The organism is Neoakkermansia glycaniphila, assembly GCF_900097105.1.
Classification (GTDB): Bacteria; Verrucomicrobiota; Verrucomicrobiia; order Verrucomicrobiales; family Akkermansiaceae; genus Akkermansia; species Akkermansia glycaniphila.
The window spans coordinates 1,325,453-1,349,873 of sequence record NZ_LT629973.1; the positions used below are offsets into that span (position 1 = coordinate 1,325,453).

The 24,421-nt window shown below is 55.1% G+C and carries 20 protein-coding genes and 1 tRNA gene; 10 read left to right on the top strand and 11 right to left on the bottom strand.

Translation table 11 applies throughout. The annotated features are described in order from the left end of the window. Positions 1–23 precede the first annotated feature (23 nt). Both PYTT_RS05600 and PYTT_RS05605 read right to left on the bottom strand, forming a co-directional pair. On the bottom strand, positions 24–881 hold the full coding sequence (locus PYTT_RS05600) for an MTH895/ArsE family thioredoxin-like protein (RefSeq protein WP_067774172.1): 858 nt from the start codon (positions 879–881) through the stop codon (positions 24–26). A 77-nt stretch (positions 882–958) separates the two neighbouring features. Beyond that, positions 959–1,279 (bottom strand): ArsR/SmtB family transcription factor, encoded by a 321-nt coding sequence (locus PYTT_RS05605; RefSeq protein WP_067774195.1) that lies wholly within the window; start codon positions 1,277–1,279, stop codon positions 959–961. 163 nt (positions 1,280–1,442) lie between these two features. Between PYTT_RS05605 and lpxA the strand changes: the two genes are divergently transcribed. The 4 genes from lpxA (at position 1,443) to PYTT_RS05625 (ending at position 3,929) form a co-directional block, all read left to right on the top strand. Beyond that, positions 1,443–2,225: an acyl-ACP--UDP-N-acetylglucosamine O-acyltransferase gene (gene lpxA, locus PYTT_RS05610; protein WP_067774175.1), complete on the top strand. Its 783-nt coding sequence runs from the start codon at positions 1,443–1,445 to the stop codon at positions 2,223–2,225. Positions 2,226–2,231: 6 nt separating this feature from the next. Beyond that, positions 2,232–2,900, top strand: a complete 669-nt coding sequence (locus PYTT_RS05615; RefSeq protein WP_067774178.1) for an HAD family hydrolase — start codon at positions 2,232–2,234, stop codon at positions 2,898–2,900. A 79-nt stretch (positions 2,901–2,979) separates the two neighbouring features. Further along, a complete protein-coding gene (locus PYTT_RS05620) occupies positions 2,980–3,477 on the top strand; it encodes a hypothetical protein (RefSeq protein ID WP_067774181.1) in 498 nt (165 codons plus the stop codon). An 89-nt stretch (positions 3,478–3,566) separates the two neighbouring features. Further along, a complete protein-coding gene (locus PYTT_RS05625; protein ID WP_067776212.1) occupies positions 3,567–3,929 on the top strand; it encodes a hypothetical protein in 363 nt (120 codons plus the stop codon). A gap of 30 nt (positions 3,930–3,959) precedes the next feature. Here PYTT_RS05625 and PYTT_RS05630 read toward each other — a convergent pair whose 3' ends face one another. The 4 genes from PYTT_RS05630 to PYTT_RS13580 all read right to left on the bottom strand — a co-directional run bounded on the left by PYTT_RS05630 (position 3,960) and on the right by PYTT_RS13580 (position 10,009). After that, on the bottom strand, positions 3,960–6,869 hold the full coding sequence (locus PYTT_RS05630) for a DUF8487 domain-containing protein (RefSeq protein ID WP_071133315.1): 2,910 nt from the start codon (positions 6,867–6,869) through the stop codon (positions 3,960–3,962). Positions 6,870–6,932: 63 nt separating this feature from the next. Next, the gene (locus tag PYTT_RS05635) at positions 6,933–8,513 is read right to left on the bottom strand and encodes an NAD(P)/FAD-dependent oxidoreductase (protein WP_067776245.1); all 1,581 of its coding nucleotides are present in this window, start codon (positions 8,511–8,513) and stop codon (positions 6,933–6,935) included. Further along, positions 8,510–9,574 (bottom strand): agmatine deiminase family protein, encoded by a 1,065-nt coding sequence (locus PYTT_RS05640; RefSeq protein WP_067776206.1) that lies wholly within the window; start codon positions 9,572–9,574, stop codon positions 8,510–8,512. The genes PYTT_RS05635 and PYTT_RS05640 overlap by 4 nt, the downstream gene beginning before the upstream one ends. Positions 9,575–9,601: 27 nt before the next feature. After that, entirely contained in the window at positions 9,602–10,009 is a 408-nt protein-coding gene (locus tag PYTT_RS13580; protein WP_067776203.1) for a Minf_1886 family protein, read from the bottom strand. A 192-nt stretch (positions 10,010–10,201) separates the two neighbouring features. On the opposite strand from PYTT_RS13580, the gene PYTT_RS05650 reads away from it, so the two are divergent. The 4 genes from PYTT_RS05650 to PYTT_RS05665 all read left to right on the top strand — a co-directional run bounded on the left by PYTT_RS05650 (position 10,202) and on the right by PYTT_RS05665 (position 16,294). Further along, positions 10,202–11,209: a polyprenyl synthetase family protein gene (locus tag PYTT_RS05650; RefSeq protein ID WP_067776200.1), complete on the top strand. Its 1,008-nt coding sequence runs from the start codon at positions 10,202–10,204 to the stop codon at positions 11,207–11,209. A gap of 18 nt (positions 11,210–11,227) precedes the next feature. After that, positions 11,228–12,040: a serine O-acetyltransferase gene (gene cysE / locus PYTT_RS05655; RefSeq protein ID WP_067776196.1), complete on the top strand. Its 813-nt coding sequence runs from the start codon at positions 11,228–11,230 to the stop codon at positions 12,038–12,040. 71 nt (positions 12,041–12,111) lie between these two features. Next, positions 12,112–14,253 (top strand): RecQ family ATP-dependent DNA helicase, encoded by a 2,142-nt coding sequence (locus PYTT_RS05660; RefSeq protein ID WP_067776193.1) that lies wholly within the window; start codon positions 12,112–12,114, stop codon positions 14,251–14,253. Between the two features lie 244 nt (positions 14,254–14,497). After that, positions 14,498–16,294, top strand: coding sequence for an OLD family protein (locus PYTT_RS05665; RefSeq protein ID WP_067776190.1), 1,797 nt, complete (start codon positions 14,498–14,500; stop codon positions 16,292–16,294). Positions 16,295–16,456: 162 nt separating this feature from the next. On the opposite strand, the gene PYTT_RS05670 is transcribed toward PYTT_RS05665, so the two are convergent. The 3 genes from PYTT_RS05670 to PYTT_RS05685 all read right to left on the bottom strand — a co-directional run bounded on the left by PYTT_RS05670 (position 16,457) and on the right by PYTT_RS05685 (position 20,192). Further along, a complete protein-coding gene (locus PYTT_RS05670) occupies positions 16,457–17,209 on the bottom strand; it encodes a hypothetical protein (protein WP_141675822.1) in 753 nt (250 codons plus the stop codon). A 653-nt stretch (positions 17,210–17,862) separates the two neighbouring features. Beyond that, positions 17,863–19,089 carry a hypothetical protein gene (locus PYTT_RS13310; RefSeq protein WP_141675821.1) on the bottom strand — a complete coding sequence of 409 codons (1,227 nt, stop codon included), beginning with the start codon at positions 19,087–19,089 and terminating at the stop codon, positions 17,863–17,865. 323 nt (positions 19,090–19,412) lie between these two features. Continuing rightward, complete coding sequence (locus PYTT_RS05685; protein WP_067776180.1) at positions 19,413–20,192, bottom strand: ATP-binding cassette domain-containing protein; 780 nt, start codon at positions 20,190–20,192, stop codon at positions 19,413–19,415. 127 nt (positions 20,193–20,319) lie between these two features. Between PYTT_RS05685 and PYTT_RS05690 the strand changes: the two genes are divergently transcribed. After that, positions 20,320–20,394 (top strand) — tRNA-Gln (locus tag PYTT_RS05690). Positions 20,395–20,454: 60 nt separating this feature from the next. Here PYTT_RS05690 and PYTT_RS05695 read toward each other — a convergent pair. Then, on the bottom strand, positions 20,455–21,789 hold the full coding sequence (locus PYTT_RS05695; RefSeq protein ID WP_067776177.1) for a KAP family P-loop NTPase fold protein: 1,335 nt from the start codon (positions 21,787–21,789) through the stop codon (positions 20,455–20,457). Between the two features lie 60 nt (positions 21,790–21,849). Continuing rightward, positions 21,850–22,131 carry a helix-hairpin-helix domain-containing protein gene (locus PYTT_RS05700; RefSeq protein ID WP_067776174.1) on the bottom strand — a complete coding sequence of 94 codons (282 nt, stop codon included), beginning with the start codon at positions 22,129–22,131 and terminating at the stop codon, positions 21,850–21,852. 145 nt (positions 22,132–22,276) lie between these two features. On the opposite strand from PYTT_RS05700, the gene PYTT_RS05705 reads away from it, so the two are divergent. Beyond that, positions 22,277–24,379 (top strand): M3 family metallopeptidase, encoded by a 2,103-nt coding sequence (locus tag PYTT_RS05705; protein WP_067776242.1) that lies wholly within the window; start codon positions 22,277–22,279, stop codon positions 24,377–24,379. Positions 24,380–24,421: the final 42 nt, after the last annotated feature.

Consider the following 24,421-nt stretch of genomic DNA (forward strand, 5'->3'; position numbering starts at 1 on the left):
ACCTCTCCCGTTCGAAAAAAACCCTATTTCACCCCGTCCACCTGCTTCCGAACCTCCTGAACCACATACTCCTTGAATGCGGCTTCATCACCGTTCAAATCCCAAATACGCTCAAGATTCTTCCAATCGGCCTCCTTGCCCTGCTTCCTGTTGCTCACGATCAAAGACTTCGTCGTCATCCCGTAATGGCGCACCGTCTCCGCATCCGCCGGAATCGAGCGGAAAACAAGACGCCCATCCTTCAGGGCATCGGCAAAACTCCCTTCCAGCGCCTCCTTGATCCACCCCTCCATCTTCACGCAGGTAGGACAACGCGCCCCATACTGGTAATACACCGCCTCTACCCCCTCCTGCATCACGGGCACTGCAACGGTATCAGCCCCGGCAGACTCCTTGCCGCTCCTGTTCACCAGCTTCACGACAGCCAGAAGAACCAGCACGGCCGCTATCCAGACAACAGCCTTCTTCCACCCGCCGCAGCCCGGCTTGCCTCCGCCACAGCATCCACCCTCTCCGCAACCGCATCCACCCGCAGATTCGGCCGGCTCCTTCCTGTCGCAACCGCCGCTGCAGGCACAACCGCCGGAAGACTCGGCCTTCTCCTCCCGGCTGCCGCAGCACCCGCCCTGCTGGCAAGCGCCATCGGCCTCCTGCAGCAAACCCTTCACAGCCTCCACAGAAGGCACCTTGCCGGAAAGCAGCACCTTGCCGTTCATCACCAGTGCAGGAGTCACCAAAACTCCGGCGGAGGCAAACAGCATCGGATCGGTCACCTTCTTCACCGGCACATCCCATTGAAGCTCCTGCACGGCCTGCTTCGTCACCTCCGCCAGCGATGCGCATTTCGCGCATCCCGGCCCATATACCTGAATTGTATTCATATGATTATTGATTGATATTTTGATAAATCTAAAATTGTTTGGATCTAAAAATCGTCTTTGCCTCCACTATCCCTGCTTCACCTGCGCGCAATCGAACCCTTCAGGCACGAAAAAACATTCTCCAGGCAGGGACAGGCCAAAGCATAATACACATTCTTCCCTCGTTGCTCGCACACGACCACTCCATGCTGCTTCAGCACATTCAAATGGCTCGAAATCGTCGACATATCCCTGCCCGAACCGCTCTGCAGCTCGCACACGCACCGCTCCCCATCCATCAGCATCTCCACCATCATCAGGCGCACGGGATGACCCAGCGCCTTGAACACGCCGGCCAACGCTTCAACCTCCCTGACTGTGGAAGAACAAACAGCCTCTGAACAAGAACATTCGGACATATGCAACGGATTTATTATTTTGAAAAACGTCAAAATGTAAAACCGTAAAACTGTCATACGCATCCCTCCATACTCCCCATCCCGTTCACCTGCCCCCGCAAGCATCACGCACCGCTCACTTTAGCCTTGAAATTCCATCCTGCTGCGGCATACTGGGCGAGTCATGGCAGACATACATCCTTCGGCAGTCATCCATCCCACCGCAAAACTGGCAGACGACGTCCAAATCGGCCCCTTCTGCGTCGTCGGCCCCAACGTCACCCTCGGCCCGGGATGCATCCTCCACAGCCATGTCGTCTTGGAAGGCCCCTCCACCTTCGGCAAAGGCAACATCTTCTACCCCTTCGCCGTCATCGGCCTCCGCTCCCAGGACCTCAAATACAGCGGAGAACCCACCTGGCTCGTCGTCGGAGACAACAACACCTTCCGCGAAAACTGCAACATCAACCGCGCCACCAGCCCGGGAGACAAAACCGTCATCGGCAGCAACAACCTCTTCCTCATCAACTCCCACATCGGCCACGACTGCATCGTCGGCGACCACGTCATCCTCTCCGGCTTCGCCGCTGCGGCAGGCCATGTCCAGATAGGCGACTACGCCATCCTCTCCGGATGCGCCGCCATCCACCAGTTCGTCCGCATCGGAGAACACTCCCTCGTCGGCGGCGTTGCACGCGTCCCGCAGGACGTCCCGCCCTTCACCATCGTCGAAGGTCACCCCGCAACCGTCCGGGCCATCAACACCATCGGCCTCTCCCGCCGGGGCTTCGCAGAAGACGACATCAAAGCGCTCAAACAGTGCTACAAAAAAATCTTCCTCAAAGGCTCCGCCCACCTCAGCGAAGCCATCGCCACACTCAAGGCCGACCCCAAATACGGAACCAACCCCTGCCTCCTCCGCATGGTACAATTCCTGGAAACATCCGAACGCGGATTCTGCCACTGACGGGCCATGAACCACATCGTCTTCGACCTCGACGGCACCCTCGTCGACTCCCTGCCCGGCATCGCCCTCGCCTTGAACCGCGCGCTTGAATCCCTCGAAAAACCCGCCCATACCACCCGGCACATCCGCACCCTCGTCGGTCGCGGAGCGCGGCGGCTCTGCGCCGATGCCCTTCCGGCAGACGAACAAAACCTCCCAGCCTCCATCGACGCCCTCCTGCAAGCCTTCATGCGCGAATACCCGCACACATGGCAGCAAGGCACCGTCCCCTACGAAGGCATACCCGCCATGCTGGAACGCCTCGCCGCCGAAGGAAACCGTCTCGCCGTCCTCTCCAACAAACCGCACATCGTCACCGCCCCCCTCGTCAAACACCTCTTCCCTGCCATCCCCTTCGCACCCGTCATGGGCTACACGCCCCAATACCCGCGCAAACCCGACCCCTCATCCCTGCTGCACATCGCCGCCACTTGGAAAACGGCACCTTCCGCAATCACCATGGTCGGCGACTCCCTGCACGATGCACACACGGCCCAAAACGCCGGCACGGCTCTCACCCTCGTCTCCTGGGGCTATGCCCTCACCGACGACCTGTTGACTACAGGAGCTCCTCTCTGCACCACCATCGCAGAACTGGAACGCAGCCTCCGCGCCGGAACTGGAATTTGGAGTTGACAGGAAGGGGCCTGCCATGCTAACTAGATAGCGGCTCTTTCGTCTCCCGATCCATTTGACAAACAATCCATCAACTAACATGTTCAAGACTCTCGCCACCACCCTCTGCCTCGCGCTCACCGCCGCCCTCTACACCTCCTGCGGCAGCGACTCCAACAACGCCACCGTACCCACCACCGACGCCCCGCAGGCCCCGAACCCGCTCGTCCCCATGGCCTACACCACCATGGACTTCAACAGCGACGGCCAAACCGTCTACACCTTCACGACGAACGGATACGTCACCTTCGGCAAAGCTGCCGGCAGCAACGACGGCTCGTACACCTACACTCCCGTCGTCCACAAAGTCGGCGAACCCGGCACAGCCACCCTCGTCATCCGCAGCCGCTTCATCACGAACGACCCGGACAACGAAGCCACCGAAGCGGAAGTCCGCACCTACGAACTCACCTTCACCAAGGAAGACAAAACCGCAAGAGTCTGGACAGCCCAAGGCACCATGACCAGCAACCTCAAACCCGGAGAAACCGTCAGCTACCCCAACATCACCATCACGCAGGAAGCCTCCTACAAATAACCGGCCCTTCCCGCCACTCCATTTTCAGGGCCGCTCCGCATGTCGGAACGGCCCGTTCTCATCTACCCCTCCCCCACCCACCCGATCCCGTGATCATCCTCTTTACTCCGATCTGCTTCTGGATCAACTCCATCCTCCTCGGCATCCTATTCTATGTGAACAGCATCCTCTCATCAGAAGCGCCCCCCGAACCGGAAATCGCCATCTTCGGCTTCATCCTCTCCTTGCTTGCCCTGCTGCTGGCCTACATCCTGAAAGCCTTGAAGAAACCTCTCTTCAGAATCACCGCCACCATCGCCCTGCCGGCCGCATACGGTTGGACCGAAGGATGGGAACAGGCGCTCGCCCTCCTCTTTCTCCTTGCCGTCGCGTGGCTCTACCTCGCCGAATTCGCCTTCATCGCCCGCCGCCTGAAAACCGGCAACGAACCGCCCGCCGACAAGCAGGCATAGCGACACCCCCGCTTACCGCAGAGAAAACCGTCACTTGGGCGCCTGATCCTTGTAATCCGTCGCATTCTCCACCTTGATAATATCCGGAGAAAAAGCTTTTTGCGAAAAAATGCGCTTCAACTCCTCGGGCGAACACCTGAACTCCGGCCGAAAATCCTCCGAATCGGCATAACAAATCAGAGCAGCACGGAACTGCCTCCCCTCCGGCTTATCAAGAAGAGCCGCCGGATCGGCCATGCAAACCAGCAGCCTGCCCTTCCCCACGGACAATTCAAACACGAGCCCCAGCCTGTGATTGCGCTCCACATTATCCACCATCCGGATCACCGGACGCAAACCTTCCGGAGCAGCATCGAGAATAAAAGGCCGCGAATTGTTGACAATACTCCACCATTGCCAATCCGTATGCCCCTCCGTCGGAAACTCCTTGAACAACGAATGCTCCGGATCCATCAGCAAAGACAGCGTACCGGGAGAAACGGGCTTGTTCATCCCCTCCGAAATACCCTTGAACATCGCGAAATTCCAATAATCGGGCGTAGCCATACCGCCGACGGACATATCGGCCACATCCCGGTGATCCGGGAACCACAACACGGCCGTGCCCTCGCTCAACCGCTTCAACATCGCATCGTCCATTCGGGTAGCCACCTCGCAACTCACCGGCTTCACCTCCTCCTTCCGCTCGGGGTAAACCCACAAATGATACCTGTTTTCGCGCGATTCACCCTCAAGCCTGAGAGTAAGCGTCAGCATGGAAGGCCTGTCGATCCCGTCCAGAGGAACCGCCACATGTGAAAGCGGGCTCAACTCTCCCTGGCCGGCACGCACCTCGGCACGGCCTTCCTTCACCACCTTGCCACTCGCATCCGCAAGCTTCCAGAGCAAAGAGGAATGCAAGGCATCCGCCCCGTAATTGGCCACCTGCACATCAAACGCCAAATCTTCGGCATTCGTCCACGTAAACTTATCGAACAAAGCCAGCGGAACGACCGCATGGCAAAACCCGGAAAACTCCTCGCCCTCCATAATCCCCTTGCTATCCATGAATGCATCCAGCAAACCCACCAGCGCCGAACCCTGACCGGGGAAATCCTGCAAATCCAGCATTTGGAACCCGCCGAACCCCGGCGTCCTGATTGCCAGCTCAATATCCGCCTTGTAGCACTGCGCGGCCCATTCACCCGACGCCCGGTGGAACGCCTCCACCAAATCCCCCATCTTCGCTTTCTCAAGGCGCTCCTTGAACACCTGCAAATTCCACGGACGAAGCACACCTTTATACTTCTCCATCTCCCGATAATCCGGATAAACCTGGAACTGCCCCGTCTCATGCCCGATCACGGGAACGGGGCATCCGGCAAGAGCCTTCTCGTAAGTAATCCTCGTCGAAGGATACACCCCGTTCAGAATACCGCCATGCTCGGCATCGGCAAAAGAAAAAGACGACCGCACATGATTCTCGAAATTTCGATTCTCATCCCTTCCGATTCGGCAGGTCGTCAGAAAATCCTCCCCCTTCTGGTACCCGTCGCGGCCCAGATTATTATTGGACCCGAAAGAATACAGAACATCGGCATTCAAACCTCTGTAACCGTCGATAATGGCGCGCATTGCCTCGCCGGAGCCTCCCAGCTCATTACCGAGAGCAAACATCACGAACGAAGGATGGGAAGAATAGGCTTCGATCAAAGCCGCGCCCTCGCGCCGGTAAAAATCCATCAACTCCTTATTGGAACCGTCCACGCCGCCCCAATAGGGAATCTCCGGTTGAAGATACATCCCCAGCTCGTCCGCCGCCTCAAAAGCCGCCTTCGGAGGAGTCCACGAATGGAACCGCACATAATTGATGCCATACGACGACAACTTCCTCAAATACTTCAACCATGCCTCCTTATCCATCGGCGCATACCCCGTCAACGGGAAAACACAGGCATCGTGCTTGCCCCGGAGAAACGTCTTCTTCCCGTTGATGCAGAAATGTGTGCCGGACGTGGAAAACCTCCTCATACCGAACGCCGTCTTATTCTCATCCGACTCGCCTCCGGCCTCCAGCCGGCACGACATCACATAAAGAGCGGGTGAAAACTCGCTCCAGAGCAGAGAATCTTTCCCCATCGGATACTCCAGAACCACCTCATTGAGCCCCGGTTTCAAAGCCAAATCGCGAGACATCCCCGCCGGGCGGCTGGCCTCCGCAGAACCGGGCACCGCCTGCAGCTCGATCCGGGCCGGACGCGCCTCCCCGTAATTCCTCAGCCTCAACCGCACACGCACCGCATCGTCCTCCGGACGAGGAAAAACCATGGCAGATTCAACCAGAGCGGAAGGACGGGCTTCCAGAAAAATCTCGCCGAGTATCCCGTTCCAGTTCGTCTGTGTATGCTCGACCAAAGCATGGGAATTGCCCACGCCGCCGGGATAGTGGCTCTTCCTGTTATCGACAACAACCGTAATCGTATGCACCCCGGGGGTCAAAAACCCCGTCAGATCGTAACGATGCGGAGTTTGCAGCAAATTGCATGTCCCTGCCTCATGCCCGTCAACAAAAACGCTCGTATACTTCGTCCTTTCCAGATGAAGGAAAACCCTCTTATCCTTGAAAGACTCCGGAATCAGAACCTCCTTCCTGTACCGGGCTTCTCCCTCAAACGTCACAAGGCGGGACAAATGCTTCGTCTCGCTGCGATTCGTATTGGCGTTCCCCTTGCCCCATTCATCCATGGTACCCGGTAAAACAACCGTATCCTCCTTCTTGTCCGGAGTGAAAGAAAGCTGCCAATCTCCCGAAAGAGGCAGAACCTCACGGCTCCATCCCGGAACGGCAAACAGGAGGAAAAACGCCAACACCCACCACACCGCCGAACGGCCGGAAAGCACAAACGAAAAACGGAAAAAAACCGAACCCTTGCCTTGCATACAGACAAGGATACGCAACATACTCCCTCAAACTTTCACCACCTCGCTGCCACCACCCGGCTCATCTCGCAGCCCTGCAACAAACTACCTCCCGAGCCACCCTGCGGCAGCCTCCGCACAGCGGCGGCCATCCAGCGCGGCGGACACGATACCGCCCGCATAGCCCGCACCCTCCCCGCAGGGGAACAACCCCTCCAGCTCCGGATGCTGCAACGACTCCGCATCGCGGGGAATACGCACCGGAGAACTCGTCCGCGTCTCGCAACCGATCAGCAGCGCATCCTCCCCGGCAAAACCTCGCAGCTTCCCGTTGAAAAACTTCAGCCCCTCCCGCATCCGCCATGCCACCTCCTGCGGAAGCAAAGCATTCAAATCCCAACGCGAAAGCCCCGGATGGTAACTCGTCTCCGGCAGAGAACCGCTCACCCGCCCCGCCAGAAAATCCGCCACCCGCTGGGCGGGAGCCTTCTGCAAACCGCCTCCCGCCTGCGAAGTCGCCACCTCCAAAGCCTTCTGATACGCAATACCCGACAGCACACCATACTCGGCAGCGAACGCATCCGTATCCTCCGGCTCCACCGTCACCACGAACCCCGAATTCGCAAACGGCGAATTCCGCCTCGACAGCGACATCCCATTCACCACCACCTCGTCATTCTCCGTCGCCGCAGGCACGATAAACCCGCCCGGGCACATGCAGAACGAATGCACCCCGCGCTCTGCGATCTTCGTCGCCAGCGCATACCGCGCCGCAGGCAGCAGCTCCGGCCTCGCCTCGCCGGGGCGCAAATGATACTGCGCCGCATCGATCAACGCCTGCGGATGCTCGATACGCACCCCCACGGCAAACGGCTTCCGCTCCAGCCTCAACCCCTCCTCATGGAACAACCGGTACACATCGCGCGCACTATGCCCCGTCGCCAGAACCACAGCATCGCCCTCCCACACGCGCCCATCGCTCGACACCACCCCGCACAACCGCTTCCCGTCCGCAGACCGAAGCAGCCCCGAAACCCGCGTCGAAAAATGCACCTCGCCGCCAGCCTTCAAAATCGACTCGCGCATCGCCTTCACCACATTCGGCAGCAAATTCGAACCGATATGCGGATGAGCATCCACCAGAATATCCTTCGGCGCGCCATGCGCCACGAAAACCTCATACACCTGCTGCACCGGGCCGCGCTTCGTCGCCCGAGTATACAGCTTCCCGTCCGAAAACGTCCCTGCTCCGCCCTCGCCGAAACAATAATTGGAATCCTCCATCACGCGCCCCTCCCGCATCAGCGGAGCCAAATCGAACCGCCGGGAAGAAACATCCTTCCCGCGCTCCAGCACCACAGGCTTCAACCCCAGCTCCAGACACCGCAACGCCGCAAACAAACCACCCGGTCCCGACCCCACAATCACCACCCTCTTCGCCTCGCCTGCCACTGGAGCATAGGCGCACTGCGGCAACTCCTCCGGTGGCAAAACCTCATCCACCGCCACCTCCAGCCGCAGCAACTCGCAAATCGGCTTCCGGCGCGCATCAATCGACCTCTTCACCAGCCGCACCCCACCGATCCGCGTCGGCGAAACACCCAGCTTCCCCGCCGCAGCCTTCAGCCAGGCGCTCTCCTTCACCGCCTTCCGCAAAGGCAGCAGCACATCCACCACCTCAATCATCCCTGCACCTCCCACACTCCACTAACGACCGGCTGCTGCTGCGTCACGCAATGAATCGCGCCGCCCTCGATCACAAAACGGCGGGCATCCAGCCCCACCACCTGCTTCCCGGGAAAACACTCGCGCAAAATCCCCAGCGCTCGGTCATCATTCCGCTCCTGGCAGAACACCGGCACCAGCACCGCATCATTCACAATCAGGAAATTCGCATAACTCGCGGGCAACTGCTCCAGCCGCCAATCCTCCGCCACCAGCGGATCAGGCATCGGCAAAGGCACCACCTCCACCCGGGAACCGGACACCGTCCGCAGCCCCTGCAGCCTCTCATTATTCTCTGCCAGACTGCGGTAATGCGGAGAATGCACATCCGGCTCCACAATCGACACCACCGCATCCTCCTTCACAAACCGCACCATATCATCGATATGCCCGTCCGTATCGTCCCCCTCGATCCCCTGCCCCAGCCAGAACACCTCCTTCGTACCCAGCATCCGGCCAAGCTCCGCCTCCACATCTGCCTTACTCCACTCCGGATTACGGTTCGCATTCAGCAACACCGCCTCCGTCGTCAGCAACAGCCCCGCGCCATTCCCCTCAATCGCACCGCCCTCCAGAAACAGCCTCGACGAAGACCTCGGCAGCGCGAGCGACTCCGCCACCCTCTCCGGCACCTCGTTATCCAAATCCCACGGCGCGAACTTCCCGCCCCATGCATTGAACTGCCAATCCGTCACCTGCAAACCGCCATCCCTCCGCCGCACGAAAATAGGCCCGTGATCGCGGCACCACACATCATTCGTCGCATGATCGAACAAAGAAAACCTCTCCACCCCACGCTCCTGCAACACACGGCGAACCCCCGCATGCAACCCTGCCGCCGCATTGATCCGCACCTCCGCCTGCCCGGCAATCGCCGCCGCAAGCCCCGCATAAATCCCCTGCAACTCGGCCAAACCGCCCTGCCACAAATCCTCCCGGTGCGGCCATGAAATCCACACCGCCTCCAAAGCCTCCCACTCGGCAGGCCACCTCACATCGGAACCGAACAACGCCTCTGACATAAACTCGAACAAATCAAAACTCCACCCTCAACCCTGCGCCCGGCAGCCGTCCTGCTCCTCCGGACAATAAGGCTCATCCAGAATCTTCTCCATCGACGGCAACCCGGCAAACTCGTCCTGGGAATCCCCCTTCTGCTTCCCGAAAATACCCACCTCAATCAAATTATACACCAGACAACCCACATCCTCCGAACTCCGCACCCCCCACGACTGCAACACCAGCTTCGCCAGCGGCCCGTACTCCTCCAGAGCATGGGCGCAGCAGCCGATATACAACTCCTCGGCGGACAAATGCTTATTGCTCCGACTGCAGGCATAACGCTCCGTCGCCACATCCATCGCCTTCCGAAGAAAATCGTAGGCATCCGCCTTGAAACGGGGATCCTTGCGGCAGGCCAGCTCCACGCCGTCTTCAAAACAATTCGCAAACTCCATGCCGGAACAATACCACCAAAACAACCGCTGCACAAGAACGCATCGCGTCCGAAAACAACTTGCCCGCAACAACGGGCACAACACACGCAACCCCTTGCCGACAGCCGCCGAAAACCACTTTAGTATTGCAAAATCCGCACCGCATGATATGCTATCGCTCTCCCGCGCCTGCACGGCAAGACCCACCAGCACATGAGCTTTCCTTTCTTCACCAAGGCACGCAGCCAAAAACAACAGCTTGACCTCATCCGAGACGAACTCAGGCTCGTGCAAAAACAAATCGCTGCACAGGTCACCAGCTTCGAACCGCATGTGCAGGACTACATGGCCCAGATCTGCAAAGCGCAGGGCAAACTCATCCGCCCCGGCCTCGTCCTCCTCACCGCAGGTGCCACCGGCGGCATCAAACCCGAGCACATCACCTTCGCCGCCATGCTCGAACTCGTCCACATGGCCACCCTCGTCCATGACGACGTCCTCGACCATGCCGACACCCGGCGCGACAAACCCACACCCAACGCCCTCTGGGGCAACGAACTCGCCGTCCTCCTCGGCGACGTCATGCTCTCCCACGCCATGGTCATGGGCACCGAACTCGGCGACACCGAATTCTGCCGCATGATCGCCCAAATCGTCCGCGACGTCTGCCAGGGCGAAGTCGAACAATCCTCCCGCCTCTTCGACCTCGACATGACCCGGGCGGACTACTACGAACTCATCCGCAAAAAAACAGCCTCCCTCTTCGCAGCCGCCATGAAAGGCGCCGCGTGGATCTCCGGCATGCCTGCGGACATCGTCGACGAACTCAACCGCATGGGCACCCTCCTCGGCATCGCCTACCAAATCTACGACGACTGCCTCGACATGGTCGGCAACGAACACAGCGCGGGCAAAACCCTCCACACCGACGCCGAAAAAGGCAAACTCACCCTCCCCGTCTACTTCCTCCTCGAATCCAGCAGCGACGACATCGCCGCCGAAGTACACGACGCCATCGCCCGCCGCGAAGGCATCGACTACGAACGCATCTCCCGCACCAACGCCTTTCAGGAAGCCATCTCCCGCTCCGTCGACGAAGGCCTCGCCCAAACCGCTGCCGCCCGCGAATCCCTCTGGCTCCTCCCGCAAACTCCCTACCGCGACGCCCTCGTCGAAATGACCTACCGCCTCGACGAACTCCTCGAAAACTGCCGCAACTGACCGCAGGCGGCCACAACCATGACCTGCAACCCGGACAAAAACATCCCGCCCACCCCCGAACAAACCCGGAACCTCTGGAACCACATCCGCCGGGAAGCCCGGACTGCGCGCGAAACCGAACCCAGCCTCGCCGGCATCCTCGACGACATCGTCCTCAGCAGCAGCAGCCTCGGCCAAGCCTCCGCCGCCCTCCTCGCTCGCAAACTCGCCCGGGCGGACATCGCCCGCGACCGCCTCGAACCCCTCATCCTCGGCATCTACCGGGACCACCCCGCCATCGAATGCAGCATGGCCGCCGACCTCCTCGCCATCGTCGAGCGTGATGCCGCCTGCCACACCCCCCTGGCCCCCCTTCTCTACTTCAAAGGTTACCACGCCATCTCAGCCTACCGCGTCTCCCACGCCCTCTGGCAGGAAGGCCGCCACCTCATGGCCTACCTCTTCCAAAGCCTCGCATCCGAAACCTTCGCCATCGACATCCACCCAGCCGCCCGCATCGGCTGCGGCATCCTCCTCGACCACGGCACCGGATTCGTCGTCGGTGAAACCGCCATCGTCGAAAACAACGTCTCCATCCTCCACGAAGTCACCCTCGGAGGCACCGGCAAAGAAGACGGCGACCGCCACCCCATCGTCCGCTCCGGAGTCCTCATCGGAGCTGGGGCCAAAATCCTCGGCCGCGTCGAAATCGGCCAATGCGCGAAAATCGCCGCATCCTCCGTCGTCCTCACCGACGTACCGCCCCACACCACCGTGGCGGGCGTACCTGCCGTCATCGTCGGCACCACGTGCGAACCCAACCCCGCACTCGACATGAACCAGAACCTCTAGGCCCCTCCAGGCCCGGAAACCTACACACCAACCCGCCGCGCCGCACCTGCCCGCACGGCCGCCACACGGACATGCCACCACAAAACGCCCACCTCGACCCGCTCGACACCCTGCAGGCCACCTTCGGCTTCAGCTCCCTCCGCCCCGGGCAGGACAGCGTCGTCCAGGCAGTCATGGCCGGGAAGGACACCCTCGCCATCATGCCCACCGGCGGCGGCAAATCCCTCTGCTACCAGCTCCCCGCCCTCTGCAGGCCCGGCCTCACCCTCGTCGTCAGCCCCCTCATCGCCCTCATGAAAGACCAGGTCGATGCCCTCGAACAGCGCGGCATCCCCGCCGTCATGATCAACAGCACCCTCACCGCTGAAGAACACCGCGAACGCCTGCGCGCCCTCCGGCAGCAAACCTGCAGAATCCTCTACGTCGCCCCCGAACGCTTCGCTCAGGACTCCTTCATGAGCCTCCTCGCGGAAACACCCATCAGCCTCATCGCCATCGACGAAGCCCACTGCCTCAGCCAGTGGGGCCACGACTTCCGCCCCGACTACCTCCGCCTCGGCCGCGTCATCGAACAACTCGGCCACCCCCAAACCATCGCCCTCACCGCCACCGCCACCCGCCAGGTCCGGGAAGACATCCTCAACCACCTCCGCCTCCGCGACCCCGCCGTCATCATCAGCGGCTTCGCCCGCGACAACCTCACCTTCCGCACCACTCCTTGCGACACCCAGCAGGAAAAACTCCTCCGCCTCCACCAGCTCATTCGCGAATGGAAAACAGGCATCATCTACTGCTCCACCCGCAAAAAAGTAATGACCGTCTTCGGCGACCTCAAAGAACATGGCATCAACGCCATCGCCTACCACGCCGGACTCACCGACGCCGAACGCGAATACGCCCAAAACCAATTCATCAACCGAGAGGCGGACATCGCCGTCGCCACCAACGCCTTCGGCATGGGCATCGACCGTGCGGACGTCCGCTTCGTCGCCCACTACGAAATCCCCGGCAGCGTCGAAGCATACTACCAGGAAGCAGGCCGCGCCGGACGCGACGGCCGGCCCGCCCACTGCGAACTCCTCTTCAACCACGCCGACCTCCGCACACAGGAATACTTCTTCGAAGGCTCCAACCCCGGCTACAACACCATCGCAGACATCTACACCTGGCTCCGCCGCCACAGCGACCCCGACACCCACACCATCGAAGCCACCATCGACGAAATAGCCGACTCCCTCCGCATCAAAAACACCATGGGCATCAGCTCCGCCATCGCCACACTCGTCCATGCCGGAGCCATCCAACGCTACGACATCCCCGGCAAAACAGCCCGCGGCACCCGCATCTGCCACCCCGACCTCCCCGCCACCCGCCTCGGCATCGACCGCGAACACCTCCGCGAAAAAGAAACCCGCGACCACGCCAAAATCGACACCGTCACCCAATACGCCTACAGCCACACCTGCCGCCAGCAGTGGATCCTTGACTACTTCGGCGAACCCGACCCCCAGCCCTGCGGCCGGTGCGACATCTGCCTCCCACCCGATGCCGCCTCCTACCCCGCCCTCGAAGGCGAACCCCTCCTCACCGTCCGCAAAGCCCTCAGCGGCATCGCACGGGCCTCCCGTCGCCGCAGCGACGGCACATGGGAAGCCATCTTCGGCCGCAACAAAATCATGCAAATGCTCCGTGGAGTCCAAAGCCCAGCCATCGCCCACATGACGGACCTCAGCACCTACGGCATCCTCAAAAACCTCAGCGAAAACGCCATCAAAGCCCTCTTCCGCTGCCTCGCCAAAGCAGGCTGCCTCGCCACCACCGGAGGCGACCGCCCCCTCCTCACCCTCAGCCGTCGCGGCCACGACATCATGACCGGTCAAACCCCCGCCACCATCCCCACCACCGGCTGGGCGGGCAACATCACCCACAGCCCCATGCGCGGAACAACCTCCTCCCGCACCATCGACGGCATCGCCCTCGGCCAACCCGACCGCGCCCTCTACGACCTCCTCTCCGCCCTCCGGAAAAACCTCGCTCATGAACAGGGCATCCCGCCCTACCGCATCATGACCAACGAAACCCTCCTCGCCCTCTCCGCCGTCAAACCTCTCACAGCCGAAGCCGCCATGCCCATCAAAGGCATCGGCCCCGCCACCGCGGAAAAATACCTCCCCCACTTTCTCGAACTCATCGCCGAATATTTGGAAGGATAACAAAACAACCGTGCAATATCGTTTTTAAGTCATATCCATAAGATTGGATAGATGGTATTTTGCTATTTGTTTACGCCAAAATAAAATAACAAATTAGTATACTATTGTATTTTATTATATTTATATAGATATTAAGATTGATAATTAGCACGAAATTTATAATATCCATCTTGCGATATATTAATAAAATTTAATTGTGCCCGCCTAACCCATTATTATTTCCACTAAACTTTCATTATACAATATGACAATCAAGAATATTAGAATTAGCCACGTTCGAGGTATCCGTGAAATGATAATCAACGATGACATAATCAAAAATCGCCCCAATATCTTAGTAGCCCCCAACGGTTTTGGGAAAACATCCATTGCTACAGCGTTTAGCAGTATATCAAAACACACATCCATTAAATTAGCTGATAAGGATCGCCACATGCATAGCGAAGAAAACAAACCACAAATCGAATTGACTGTGGACGGAAATGGATGTCCAGAAAATTTAAAAGCTACAGAGAATACACGTACCAATACCGTCCGTAAATATTTTGATATTCAAGTCATTTCCGACTTGCGAAAAATCCAAGCCCATACACAGTACGGTTCAAGAAGACCTAAAGGAAAAATGATCATACCCCCAATCATTATATGCGAGAAAATCTCGCGTGAAGTATCCCCATACAAAATAAGAGAACTCAAACAGATATTTGGATTGCACGCTGATGCACTCCCAAATATGAAATCTGTACTTTTAGAATCAAATATATTTATTATGAGATGTCTCGAATGCAATCCTTATATCTTAACTCTTACAAAAAAAATACATTTTGATAAAATTGATGAGATCCGGAAGCAATTATCTTCCTACCAAGGTACAATGGAAGAAGCAAAAAATGCAATCAACCAATCTTTAACTGCTTTAATCAATCATTTGCCAGAGCTAAAGGAATTTATGACTCTTATCGAAAAAACAGGGAGTATCGACCAGATAGATGCTTTCTTACTGATTTGGCAAATATTGATAATAGAGACGAACACACCTAATGCTCTAATAAAGCATTTGAAATGGCTCCGTTATTCAAATATCAAAAAATCATTAACACAAAGTATAAAAGATCTCAATACGTCATGGAAAGATGTTTCTATAAAAGAAACCCAAGGTAATTTAGTTGTTGAACTACCTGATCCGGAACACATCTCAAATGGTCAACGAGATATATTAATACTTATCTCTTTACTATATATCACTCGATACAATTTAACAAAAGAACGTGCAATATTAATAATAGATGAAATTTTTGACTATTTGGATGACGCCAATCTTACTGTAGCGCAATATTATATATCCCAACTCATTAATGATTACAAACATCAAGGCAGGTCCATTTACACAATAATTTTAACTCATTTAAATCCATCCTTTTTTTATAATTATGTATTTAGTAAGCAAAATATAGTATATCTGAAAACAGATCTGCAGCATCATTCTACCCCAGCTATGCAAAAGCTTATCGCCGCGCGTTCAGACAAAACAATTCCAAATACATTACTTGAGAATATTTCCAAATATCTCGTGCATTATCATACGGATGATTATGATTTCAGGACTGAATTACGTACAGTTTCTGGTACAAAATCAAGCTGGGGAAAAGCCGGAAAGTTCCAAGAATTTCTTATGAAAGAATTTAAAAAGTATAAAGGCGACCAGCCAAGTGATCCTCTTGCGATTTGCGCAATAACCAGATATTCGATCGAAAAACTGGCATTCCAACAAATTGAACATCTGCCCAACGCTAATCCTAAATTTTTCGATACACACACGACCAGACACAAACTGGATTATGCAACCAGTTTAAATGCCAATATCCCTGAAAGCCACTATCTTTTACGAATAATTTTTGATGATGGTCTACATTGGTCACCAAATCAAGACACTATTCCACCGATTTCAGCTAAACTCACTCATCCTATTATAAAAAAGATGATTGTAAATATAGTAGATCTGGCATATCCAGATTCAATCATACAATGCATTCATTCATAATCGACACACATCAAGAATTAATGATTCAATTATGAATATATTTAAATCCTCTCTATATATTATTATGTACATACGTGCTGAAGAGATGTCACAAATTTTCTTACCTCAATACGAAGGCAATCTTCACAAACTCTCATAGGCGTTCGCCTATTCATCCGTTTCTCACAAAACAACCATTTCAACATTTGCCTCCTGCACTTCGCCGGACTCGGAACATTCCTGCTCCTTGACCACTGCCGGAACGGAAAACTTCACCGGCACCCGGAACACCTTCGGCTGGCTCCACCGGTAAGGCACCGCCTTGACCGACTTCAACGGCTTACCATCCGTAAAAATGCGGTAGGACGTATACTGCGTATTGCCCAGCCCGAGCATCACCACGCTCTCCCGCATCGCTCGCAACGGCTGTCCATCCTCCCTCATGAATTCGAACCGTGTAACCCCGACGACATCACGAAACTTCAATTCCAAAGCAACCGAATCAGATCCTGTCTCAAGTGAACGCAAAAGCACGGGCATATCGCCGACAAGAAACTCCGTATTCTCGCGCAGCGTCACCTCCACGGCCTTCATCGGCTCATCCCGCTCCGCTGCCAGTATAGCAACCTCCCCCTCTACCTCGAACGCCTCTTTCGGCAGCGGCTCCAAAAGGAGAATCGTCATATCCGTATCGCTCCGTACCGCGCCTTCTTCATTGAACATGAAATGTCCATACGTCATCCATAACAACCTGCTATTCGGTTTGGATTTCAAGTGAAGAAAGGCGGCATCATCCATGCCGAACATCGTCATCCCCGGCACCTTCAACCCAGCCTTCAAAAACACATGCACAGACTGGCTATCACGCAACACATCGCCCACCTCCACCTTCAGAGGAGAAACCTCCTGTTGGACGACACTTTGCCTTTGTGCCACACTGCCATGAGCAGAACAGAACAGGGTAAAAACAGGCAGAATGAATAAAAAATGGAAATTCATAAGTTATATGGATGTTTTCATATTCAAAAGACAAAGAACAAATTATTCAGCGGGAGAACCATCGTCATTGCGGAGGTATACATACCCATACCCCCGCTCATTCAAAAGGAATTGCGGATCATTTCTCTGAAAAAGACAAACGATGGCATTGGAATATCGATCTCCCTTCTTGCGATAAACAACAGCCCGCACCTTTTCTTGCCGATTCCGGAACATAATAGATGTTCGGTAGGTACCGGCAACCGCATATCCACTTTTCGCACATCGAGAAGTCATTTCATCTTCGGTGATCTTCTTCGCATACGTCGCTTGATAGGATTCTTCCGAAGGTTCGGACCATGTAGGCATATAATGTTGCCGTATTTGCTGTTGAATACACGATGTACAGCACGTTGCGCACATGATGCACGGGAGCACCAATAATCGGAAGAAAGTCATTGTTATTTATATTAATGTGAAATGTGAAAGGCGAAAATTCGTCCATTGTTTTTGAACCACAGATGGGGGAAAATTTGATGATACGCCCTGTATCGACTCATAGAAAAACATAATACTGAACCCTGAACATGAAGAGTCACTTCGAAAATACATTACTCCTTGTTCATGGGTTTCATTCTTGATAAATATTCCTGATAATATGCATACATATGAAAATCAAATTTATCTTGTCCTAAATCAGGCACGACAAAAGAACCTTGCGGCGGGTTATATTCACCCGCAGGCGCATAGAATAATCTATACCGCACACCATCTATGGTCTCTTCCTGCTTCAGCTCTTTTCCCCTATCCTTCTCCGAGAGAAAAATCAAATATGGAGGCAGACTATAATCATCGGCATGATCCCTTGTTGACTGGTCAGTCGAATCGTCACTTTTTACAACATGGAGAACAAAAGATGGATATTCTAAAGGAAAAAAAGCATGCTCAAGCCTCAAATCATGCCTCCCGGGAGGTAACGGCACATTGGAAAAAGAAAACTCCCTTTCAAAACTTTGCCTGGGCTGCAACTGGACAGATACAGGCACAAGACCTTGCAGAACTTCATCATCCGGACAAAAGCAATCTCCGGAATAGAGAAAATCATCATCCACAAGCAGATTTATACGGCTAGCTTGATCGCGCAGCGCAAAACGGTACCCCCATACAGGAATCTCAACAGGCTGACGGGAAGTATTTTGAAAAACGAGCTTGCAAGAAAGCCTCTCTGCCGAACGGTCATACCGCACGTTCCGTACTTTAAGAGCAAGACTCACATCGAAAACAAGCGATCCTTGAGCATCCTCCCCGACGATCCATCCCAGCGTTGGCGTAGATATTGCCAACGGATGATTCTTGTCTCTCAATCCATTTCCTGCAAGTATTTTGGATGATGGAGCAAGGAAAATGCGGAAATCTCTTGCACAAAACAGCGGAATCACTTCCTGAGACGGAGTACCCACCTCATTTCGGACCACAATGAAATTCATCCCCCGTTTCAAAGGCACGGTCATCCATCGCACCAACCGTTGCATACCGTCAGGAGCCATACCGTCCCAATAATCAGGCGTGGGAGCATTCAGCACATGGCCGGGTTCCCAAGATTCCACCCTGCGGTGCAAATGATCGTATGCGGCTATACTCACTTGGGAAGCCGCGATTTCATCCTTTGCCTGAGCTTCCGGGAGGATAATATGAACAAGCACCGATCCATGTTCCGGCAAAACGACACACCGATTCACGAACCATTCCGGACGATCTTCCTGAAACGATGTCTTTGCATCAACTGATTGCAAAAGAAAACATGTAACAAGGCAAACACAAGACACAATAAATTTCATCACTGTTTTTTGGGTCGGGGGTCGCATCCTCTCCTTATGCGTGCTTGCTATTCTGTCCAAAACAACAAAACACGTATAACAAAACCATGCTGTTTTTGTATACAGAAACCCACTTCACCTGTCAACATCTATTTTTCAACGCACTGCGCCTTCACCTGTAATGACAAAAGGCGAATTTCATCTCAATAGTTCGCGTTTTTTATTGAGTTTTGCCTTTAATCCCCCGTTTCAAGCACAACACGCGTTGAGCCAACGCTGCATCTTTCAAAATGATTTTTCTATCATTTCTGCAAACGACAAATCGAAAAATTTTGCCGTCTTGTTCAAATATGCGGCACCGCCGCCAGCAACCGGCGTGTGTAATCATGCTCCGGAGCGGTGAAAACCCGCTCACCGTCGCCGTATTCCACGATTTCCCCTTTCCTCATCACCGCGATGCGATCGGCCATGTAGCGGACAACGGAAAGGTCGTGCGAAATGAAAATCATCGTCAGGCCGAGGTTCTTTGTCAGATCCGTCAGCAGATTCAGTATTTGCGACTGGATCGAAACATCGAGCGCGGACACAGGTTCATCCGCAATCACCAAGGCAGGTTCCGGCGCAATGGCGCGGGCAATGGCAACGCGCTGCCGCTGGCCGCCGGAAAACTCATGCGGGTACTTGAACATCAGTTCGGGACTCAATCCCACACGCTCCATCAGCTCTGCCACAGCCTCCTCCCGCCCGCTCTTCGGCAAAGCTTTGCGACGGGAAAGCGCCTCCCACAGCGTCGCAAAGACACTGAAGCGCGGATTCAACGATGCGTAGGGATCCTGAAACACCATCTGGAAATCCGGCCTGCGGCGGCGCACCTCCGCACCGGAAAGCTGCGACAGGTCCTCGCCATCCAGCACGATGCGCCCCGAAGTAAGCGGCTGCAACTGCATGATGGCCCGCGAAAGGGTGGACTTGCCGCAGCCCGACTCGCCCACCAGCCCCAGAATCTCGCCCCGCTCCACCTGAAGATTTACACCGTTCACGGCCTTCACCACATCGCGCGACACGCCCCAAGCCTTCCGCACCGGGAAATGCACACATACGTCCTGAAGCTCCAGATAGGCCATGCGCGCATTCTACAAACAGGCAGGCAGGCATTCAAGCCCGAAAAAATCGCCCATCTCCGCTTCAGGCATCATTTTCCCTCTTGACTTCCACCCTCTACCGTGATAATTTCCGTCCGTACCTGAAAACAGGCCTATGGTGTAATTGGCAACACACCGGTTTCTGGCACCGATATTTGGGGTTCGAGTCCCTATAGGCCTACCAATTCAAACAAAAAGCCCCTGAACATGCTTCAGGGGTTTTTGCTTTCTCTCATTTCGCACGTTACAAAGCAGTACTCAATCGCATAAGGCTGAGACAGGCAATGCCATCATTCCATCTCTCTTTCAACATTTTATCAAATCCTTCGCGTTCATCGCATTTATATAAATCTTTGCACATATTCAAGAAACCATCTCTCCATGTAGTACAAGTCGACAAAAGAGAAAACAAGGCATAACATTTTTCTAGAATATCATATTGATCTTTTGCAACTAGTATCTCCTTTTGAGATATATTAGGGGCAAACAATGCAATAATTTCTTCAGTGGGAATCGAAGAAGTCAGCATTCGCTCCATAATCTTTTCTTCAAAGCAATAACAATAGATCAACATCATGCAAAGAATAATGTGTGCGGGAGAATCATCATCTGCCATTCTCAATCCATCATTCGCAACTAATTGAAATATATAAATATATCTACTATATGTTTCAATCTCTCTCAATGAACGGTATTGCATATCGAATAAAAGTTCAAGGAACTCCCTGACGTACTTTTGACCAATAATGTAATCCGTTTCTTTGTGTTTAGCTAATTCGGCATGCAAATGCAGAAGACTTACCTTTCGCTCTCTCGAACCACGTTTTGCTGTACGTGGAAAAGAGATATTAATTTTAATAAATTTATCCAAATACCTCTTCGCATCCACCGTATTACCGTATCGCTGCTTAATGATCGCGTGTAACTGGGCCGAATTGGCAACAAGCATGAATTTGATACCCTCGACATCAAATATGTGTTTCATGTGTTCCAATAATTCAATTGCAAAATCGGGACGGCAGCGATCCAATTCATCCAATAAGAAGATGATTTTTTGCTCTTTCACCAATTCTGACAAACATTTTTTTAACTGATCAATCATTTGTTGGCTACTCTCATATTCTTGCATAGATTGATATACAGCCAACTCTACCGGATTTTTGATTGATTGGCACAAATCCTCAACTCCTTCAAGCAACTTTTCTTCACGTTCTCCGGCACACAATCTCAACACGCCTTTTATGAAAGAACCAGCTACACGCCTTGCCACTTTTCCAAATTCTTCCGGATGGGGACTCATATTTACTAAACTTGCCAGAAGCATAATGATCGGATCGTCCAGATGGTCTGCCCTGAATGTATCAATATAAATACATTTGTAACTGGGTAAAACACCTTCTTCTTCAATGTAGGATTGAAATTTTTCACAAAATTCCGTCTTCCCGCATCCCCAAGGCCCATCAAGTAACATGGGAAACACATCAACCTCGGAATGGAGAAATTTCACGATATTTTCAGCAACAATTATGCGATTATATTCATCACGATCTCGAAATGTTTTTCTTCGTTTGTCCATCATAAATAAATTTGTTATTAAGGATATAAGAATAGAATCCCTCACTAGAGTCAATAAAAAACATCACCCCTTCCAGTTCCACCAAAGCAGCTTCTCCGGCTCCCGCTTCTCCTCAGGCGTACGGGCATAATAAACGGCGCAGCGGAAGACGTACAGCATGCAGCGGTCCTGCACCGCACCGCGATAGCGATTGTGCGCCTCGTACAATTCATCCGCATCACGCCCGGCAAGTTCTTCCACCCCGTGCAGCCCCAAATTCCACAAATCCTCCGCAATCACCTTGCCGACGCCCGGCAGCCGGCGCAACTCGCGCAGACCCCTCTTCTTTTCGCTTTCGCCGTCCATCCCTTACATGATAGGTCGAAAGGTATTTCCCGGCAAGGCATTTTTACGCTTTCGTGCTTCCGCCATGCAGCAATTCACCCCGCTGCATACGCTTCCTTGGCTTGACTCGAAGGCCTTGCAGGTGTTCGATAGGAAGCGACACATCATGAACAGCCATCCCTTTCTGAACCCGGTCATGCTCCCCGCATGGTCCGAGCTTACTCCCGAACGCGCATCGGCCGATATCCGCGAAGCCGTCAAGCAGGCCCAAGCCTCCATCGATGCCATTTGCAGCGTCACCGAACCCACTTACGCCAATACGTTTGCCGCGCTTGAATCCGCCTCCGAACCGCTTCACCGCGCCTGGGGCCGCCTGATGCACCTCGATTCCGTGAACGACAATGCCGCACAGCGCGAAGCCATTGCCGAACTGATGCCGGAAGTCGTCGTCTTCTCTTCCTCCATCGCCCTGAATCCCCGCCTGTGGCAGGTACTGAAGCATGCTGCGGCACAGCCGTGGGTAGCCGGGCTCTCGCCCGCGAAACAACGCTTCATTCAGGAAACCCTCGCCGACTTCCGCGAAAGCGGCGCCGACCTCCCCGAAGACAAAAAGGCCCGCTATGCCGAGATCGAAACCGAGCTCTCGCTGGCCACCAAGCAATTCTCCGAAAACGTCCTCGACTCCACCAACGCGTGGGAACACATCGTCACGGATGAATCGGAACTGGCCGGACTGCCCGACTCCGCCCGCGAAGCCGCGCGCCTGAACGCCCTCGCCAAAGGATACGGCACCGAGGAAGCCCCGCAGTGGCGCTTCACCCTCCAATTCCCCTCCATGAGCCCCGTCATGCAGTTCGCGGACAGCGACTCCCTCCGCAAAACCCTTTGGGAAGGGGCAAACACCATCGGCAGCGGCGAACAGTACGACAACGCCGCCCTCATCGCCAAAATCCTTGACCTCCGGCAGGAAAAGGCCGAAATGCTCGGCTTCGCCAACTTCGCGGACTACACCACCTCCCGCCGCATGGCCGGCACCGGGGCCAACGCCCTGCGCTTCATCGACACGATGCACGAAAAAGTCCACCCGAAATTCATTGAAGAGCAGGAAACCGTCCGCCGCTACAAGGAGCGCATCACCGGACAGCCCGCCGAACGCCTCAACCCGTGGGAAATCGGCTACTGGAGCGAAAAACAGCGCAAGGAACTCTACGACTTCGACAGTGAAGAACTGCGCCCGTACTACTCCGTACCGAACGTCATGAAAGGCCTCTTCGACATCTACTCCACTCTCTACGGCATCCGCGTCACCGAACGCACCACCGCATGGCGCGAACCCGGCAGCAGCGAACCGCTGCCCGAAGGCGCCGTCGAAGTCTGGCACCCCGAAGTCCTCTTCTACGACATCCACGACACCGCCACCGGAGACCACCTCGGCTCCTTCTATGCAGACTGGCACCCGCGCGACAGCAAACGCGCCGGAGCATGGATGAACTGCCTCCAGACCGGGCTTCCGCCCATGGACGGCCAGCCCCGCATCCCCCATCTCGGCCTCATGTGCGGCAACATGACGAAACCCGTCGGCGCCGCCCCGGCCCTGCTCGACCACCGCGAAGTCGAAACCGTCTTCCACGAATTCGGCCACCTCCTCCACCAGCTCCTCTCCGATGTCGAAGTCAAAAGCCTCGCAGGCACCAGCGTCGCGTGGGATTTCGTCGAACTCCCCTCCCAAATCAATGAAAACTGGTGCTGGGAACGCGAATCCGTCAACCTCTATGGCCGCCACTACCAAACGGGCGAAACCATCCCGGACGCCCTCTTCGCCAAAATGCTCGCCGCACGCAACTACCAAAGCGCCACGGCCTGCATGCGCCAGCTCTCCTTCGGCAAGCCCGACCTCGAACTACACACCCGCCTCGACCGCTACCGCGGCCGCGACCTCGAAGAAATCGACCGCGAAATCCTCGCGGACTACCGCATGCCCAACCCCATCGAAGCGCCGTCCGTCCTCCGCCGCATGACCCACCTCTTCGCGGACTCCACGGGCTATGCCGCCGGATACTACTCCTACAAATGGGCTGAAGTCCTCGAAGCCGACGCCTTCTCCCGCTTCCTCAAGGAAGGCGTACTCAATCCCGCAGTCGGTGCGGACTTCCGCCGCTGCATCCTCAGCAAAGGCAACAGCAAACCCGCCGCCGAACTCTACCGCGACTTCATGGGCCGCGACCCCGACCCGGACGCACTGCTCATCAAAACAGGCATCATCGCCTGACCTCCCCGCCTCACGGCATCGGCGCCCCCTCCCGCATCCACC

Bases quoted from the DNA above. Each gene is read 5' to 3' on its own strand.
- PYTT_RS05600 (WP_067774172.1), bottom strand. From the start codon at position 881: ATGAATACAATTCAGGTATATGGGCCGGGATGCGCGAAATGCGCATCG.
- PYTT_RS05605 (WP_067774195.1), bottom strand. From the start codon at position 1,279: ATGTCCGAATGTTCTTGTTCAGAGGCTGTTTGTTCTTCCACAGTCAGG.
- lpxA (WP_067774175.1), top strand. From the start codon at position 1,443: ATGGCAGACATACATCCTTCGGCAGTCATCCATCCCACCGCAAAACTG.
- PYTT_RS05615 (WP_067774178.1), top strand. From the start codon at position 2,232: ATGAACCACATCGTCTTCGACCTCGACGGCACCCTCGTCGACTCCCTG.
- PYTT_RS05620 (WP_067774181.1), top strand. From the start codon at position 2,980: ATGTTCAAGACTCTCGCCACCACCCTCTGCCTCGCGCTCACCGCCGCC.
- PYTT_RS05630 (WP_071133315.1), bottom strand. From the start codon at position 6,869: ATGTTGCGTATCCTTGTCTGTATGCAAGGCAAGGGTTCGGTTTTTTTC.
- PYTT_RS05635 (WP_067776245.1), bottom strand. From the start codon at position 8,513: ATGATTGAGGTGGTGGATGTGCTGCTGCCTTTGCGGAAGGCGGTGAAG.
- PYTT_RS05640 (WP_067776206.1), bottom strand. From the start codon at position 9,574: ATGTCAGAGGCGTTGTTCGGTTCCGATGTGAGGTGGCCTGCCGAGTGG.
- PYTT_RS13580 (WP_067776203.1), bottom strand. From the start codon at position 10,009: ATGGAGTTTGCGAATTGTTTTGAAGACGGCGTGGAGCTGGCCTGCCGC.
- PYTT_RS05650 (WP_067776200.1), top strand. From the start codon at position 10,202: ATGAGCTTTCCTTTCTTCACCAAGGCACGCAGCCAAAAACAACAGCTT.
- cysE (WP_067776196.1), top strand. From the start codon at position 11,228: ATGACCTGCAACCCGGACAAAAACATCCCGCCCACCCCCGAACAAACC.
- PYTT_RS05660 (WP_067776193.1), top strand. From the start codon at position 12,112: ATGCCACCACAAAACGCCCACCTCGACCCGCTCGACACCCTGCAGGCC.
- PYTT_RS05665 (WP_067776190.1), top strand. From the start codon at position 14,498: ATGACAATCAAGAATATTAGAATTAGCCACGTTCGAGGTATCCGTGAA.
- PYTT_RS13310 (WP_141675821.1), bottom strand. From the start codon at position 19,089: ATGAAATTTATTGTGTCTTGTGTTTGCCTTGTTACATGTTTTCTTTTG.
- PYTT_RS05685 (WP_067776180.1), bottom strand. From the start codon at position 20,192: ATGGCCTATCTGGAGCTTCAGGACGTATGTGTGCATTTCCCGGTGCGG.
- PYTT_RS05695 (WP_067776177.1), bottom strand. From the start codon at position 21,789: ATGATGGACAAACGAAGAAAAACATTTCGAGATCGTGATGAATATAAT.
- PYTT_RS05700 (WP_067776174.1), bottom strand. From the start codon at position 22,131: ATGGACGGCGAAAGCGAAAAGAAGAGGGGTCTGCGCGAGTTGCGCCGG.
- PYTT_RS05705 (WP_067776242.1), top strand. From the start codon at position 22,277: ATGAACAGCCATCCCTTTCTGAACCCGGTCATGCTCCCCGCATGGTCC.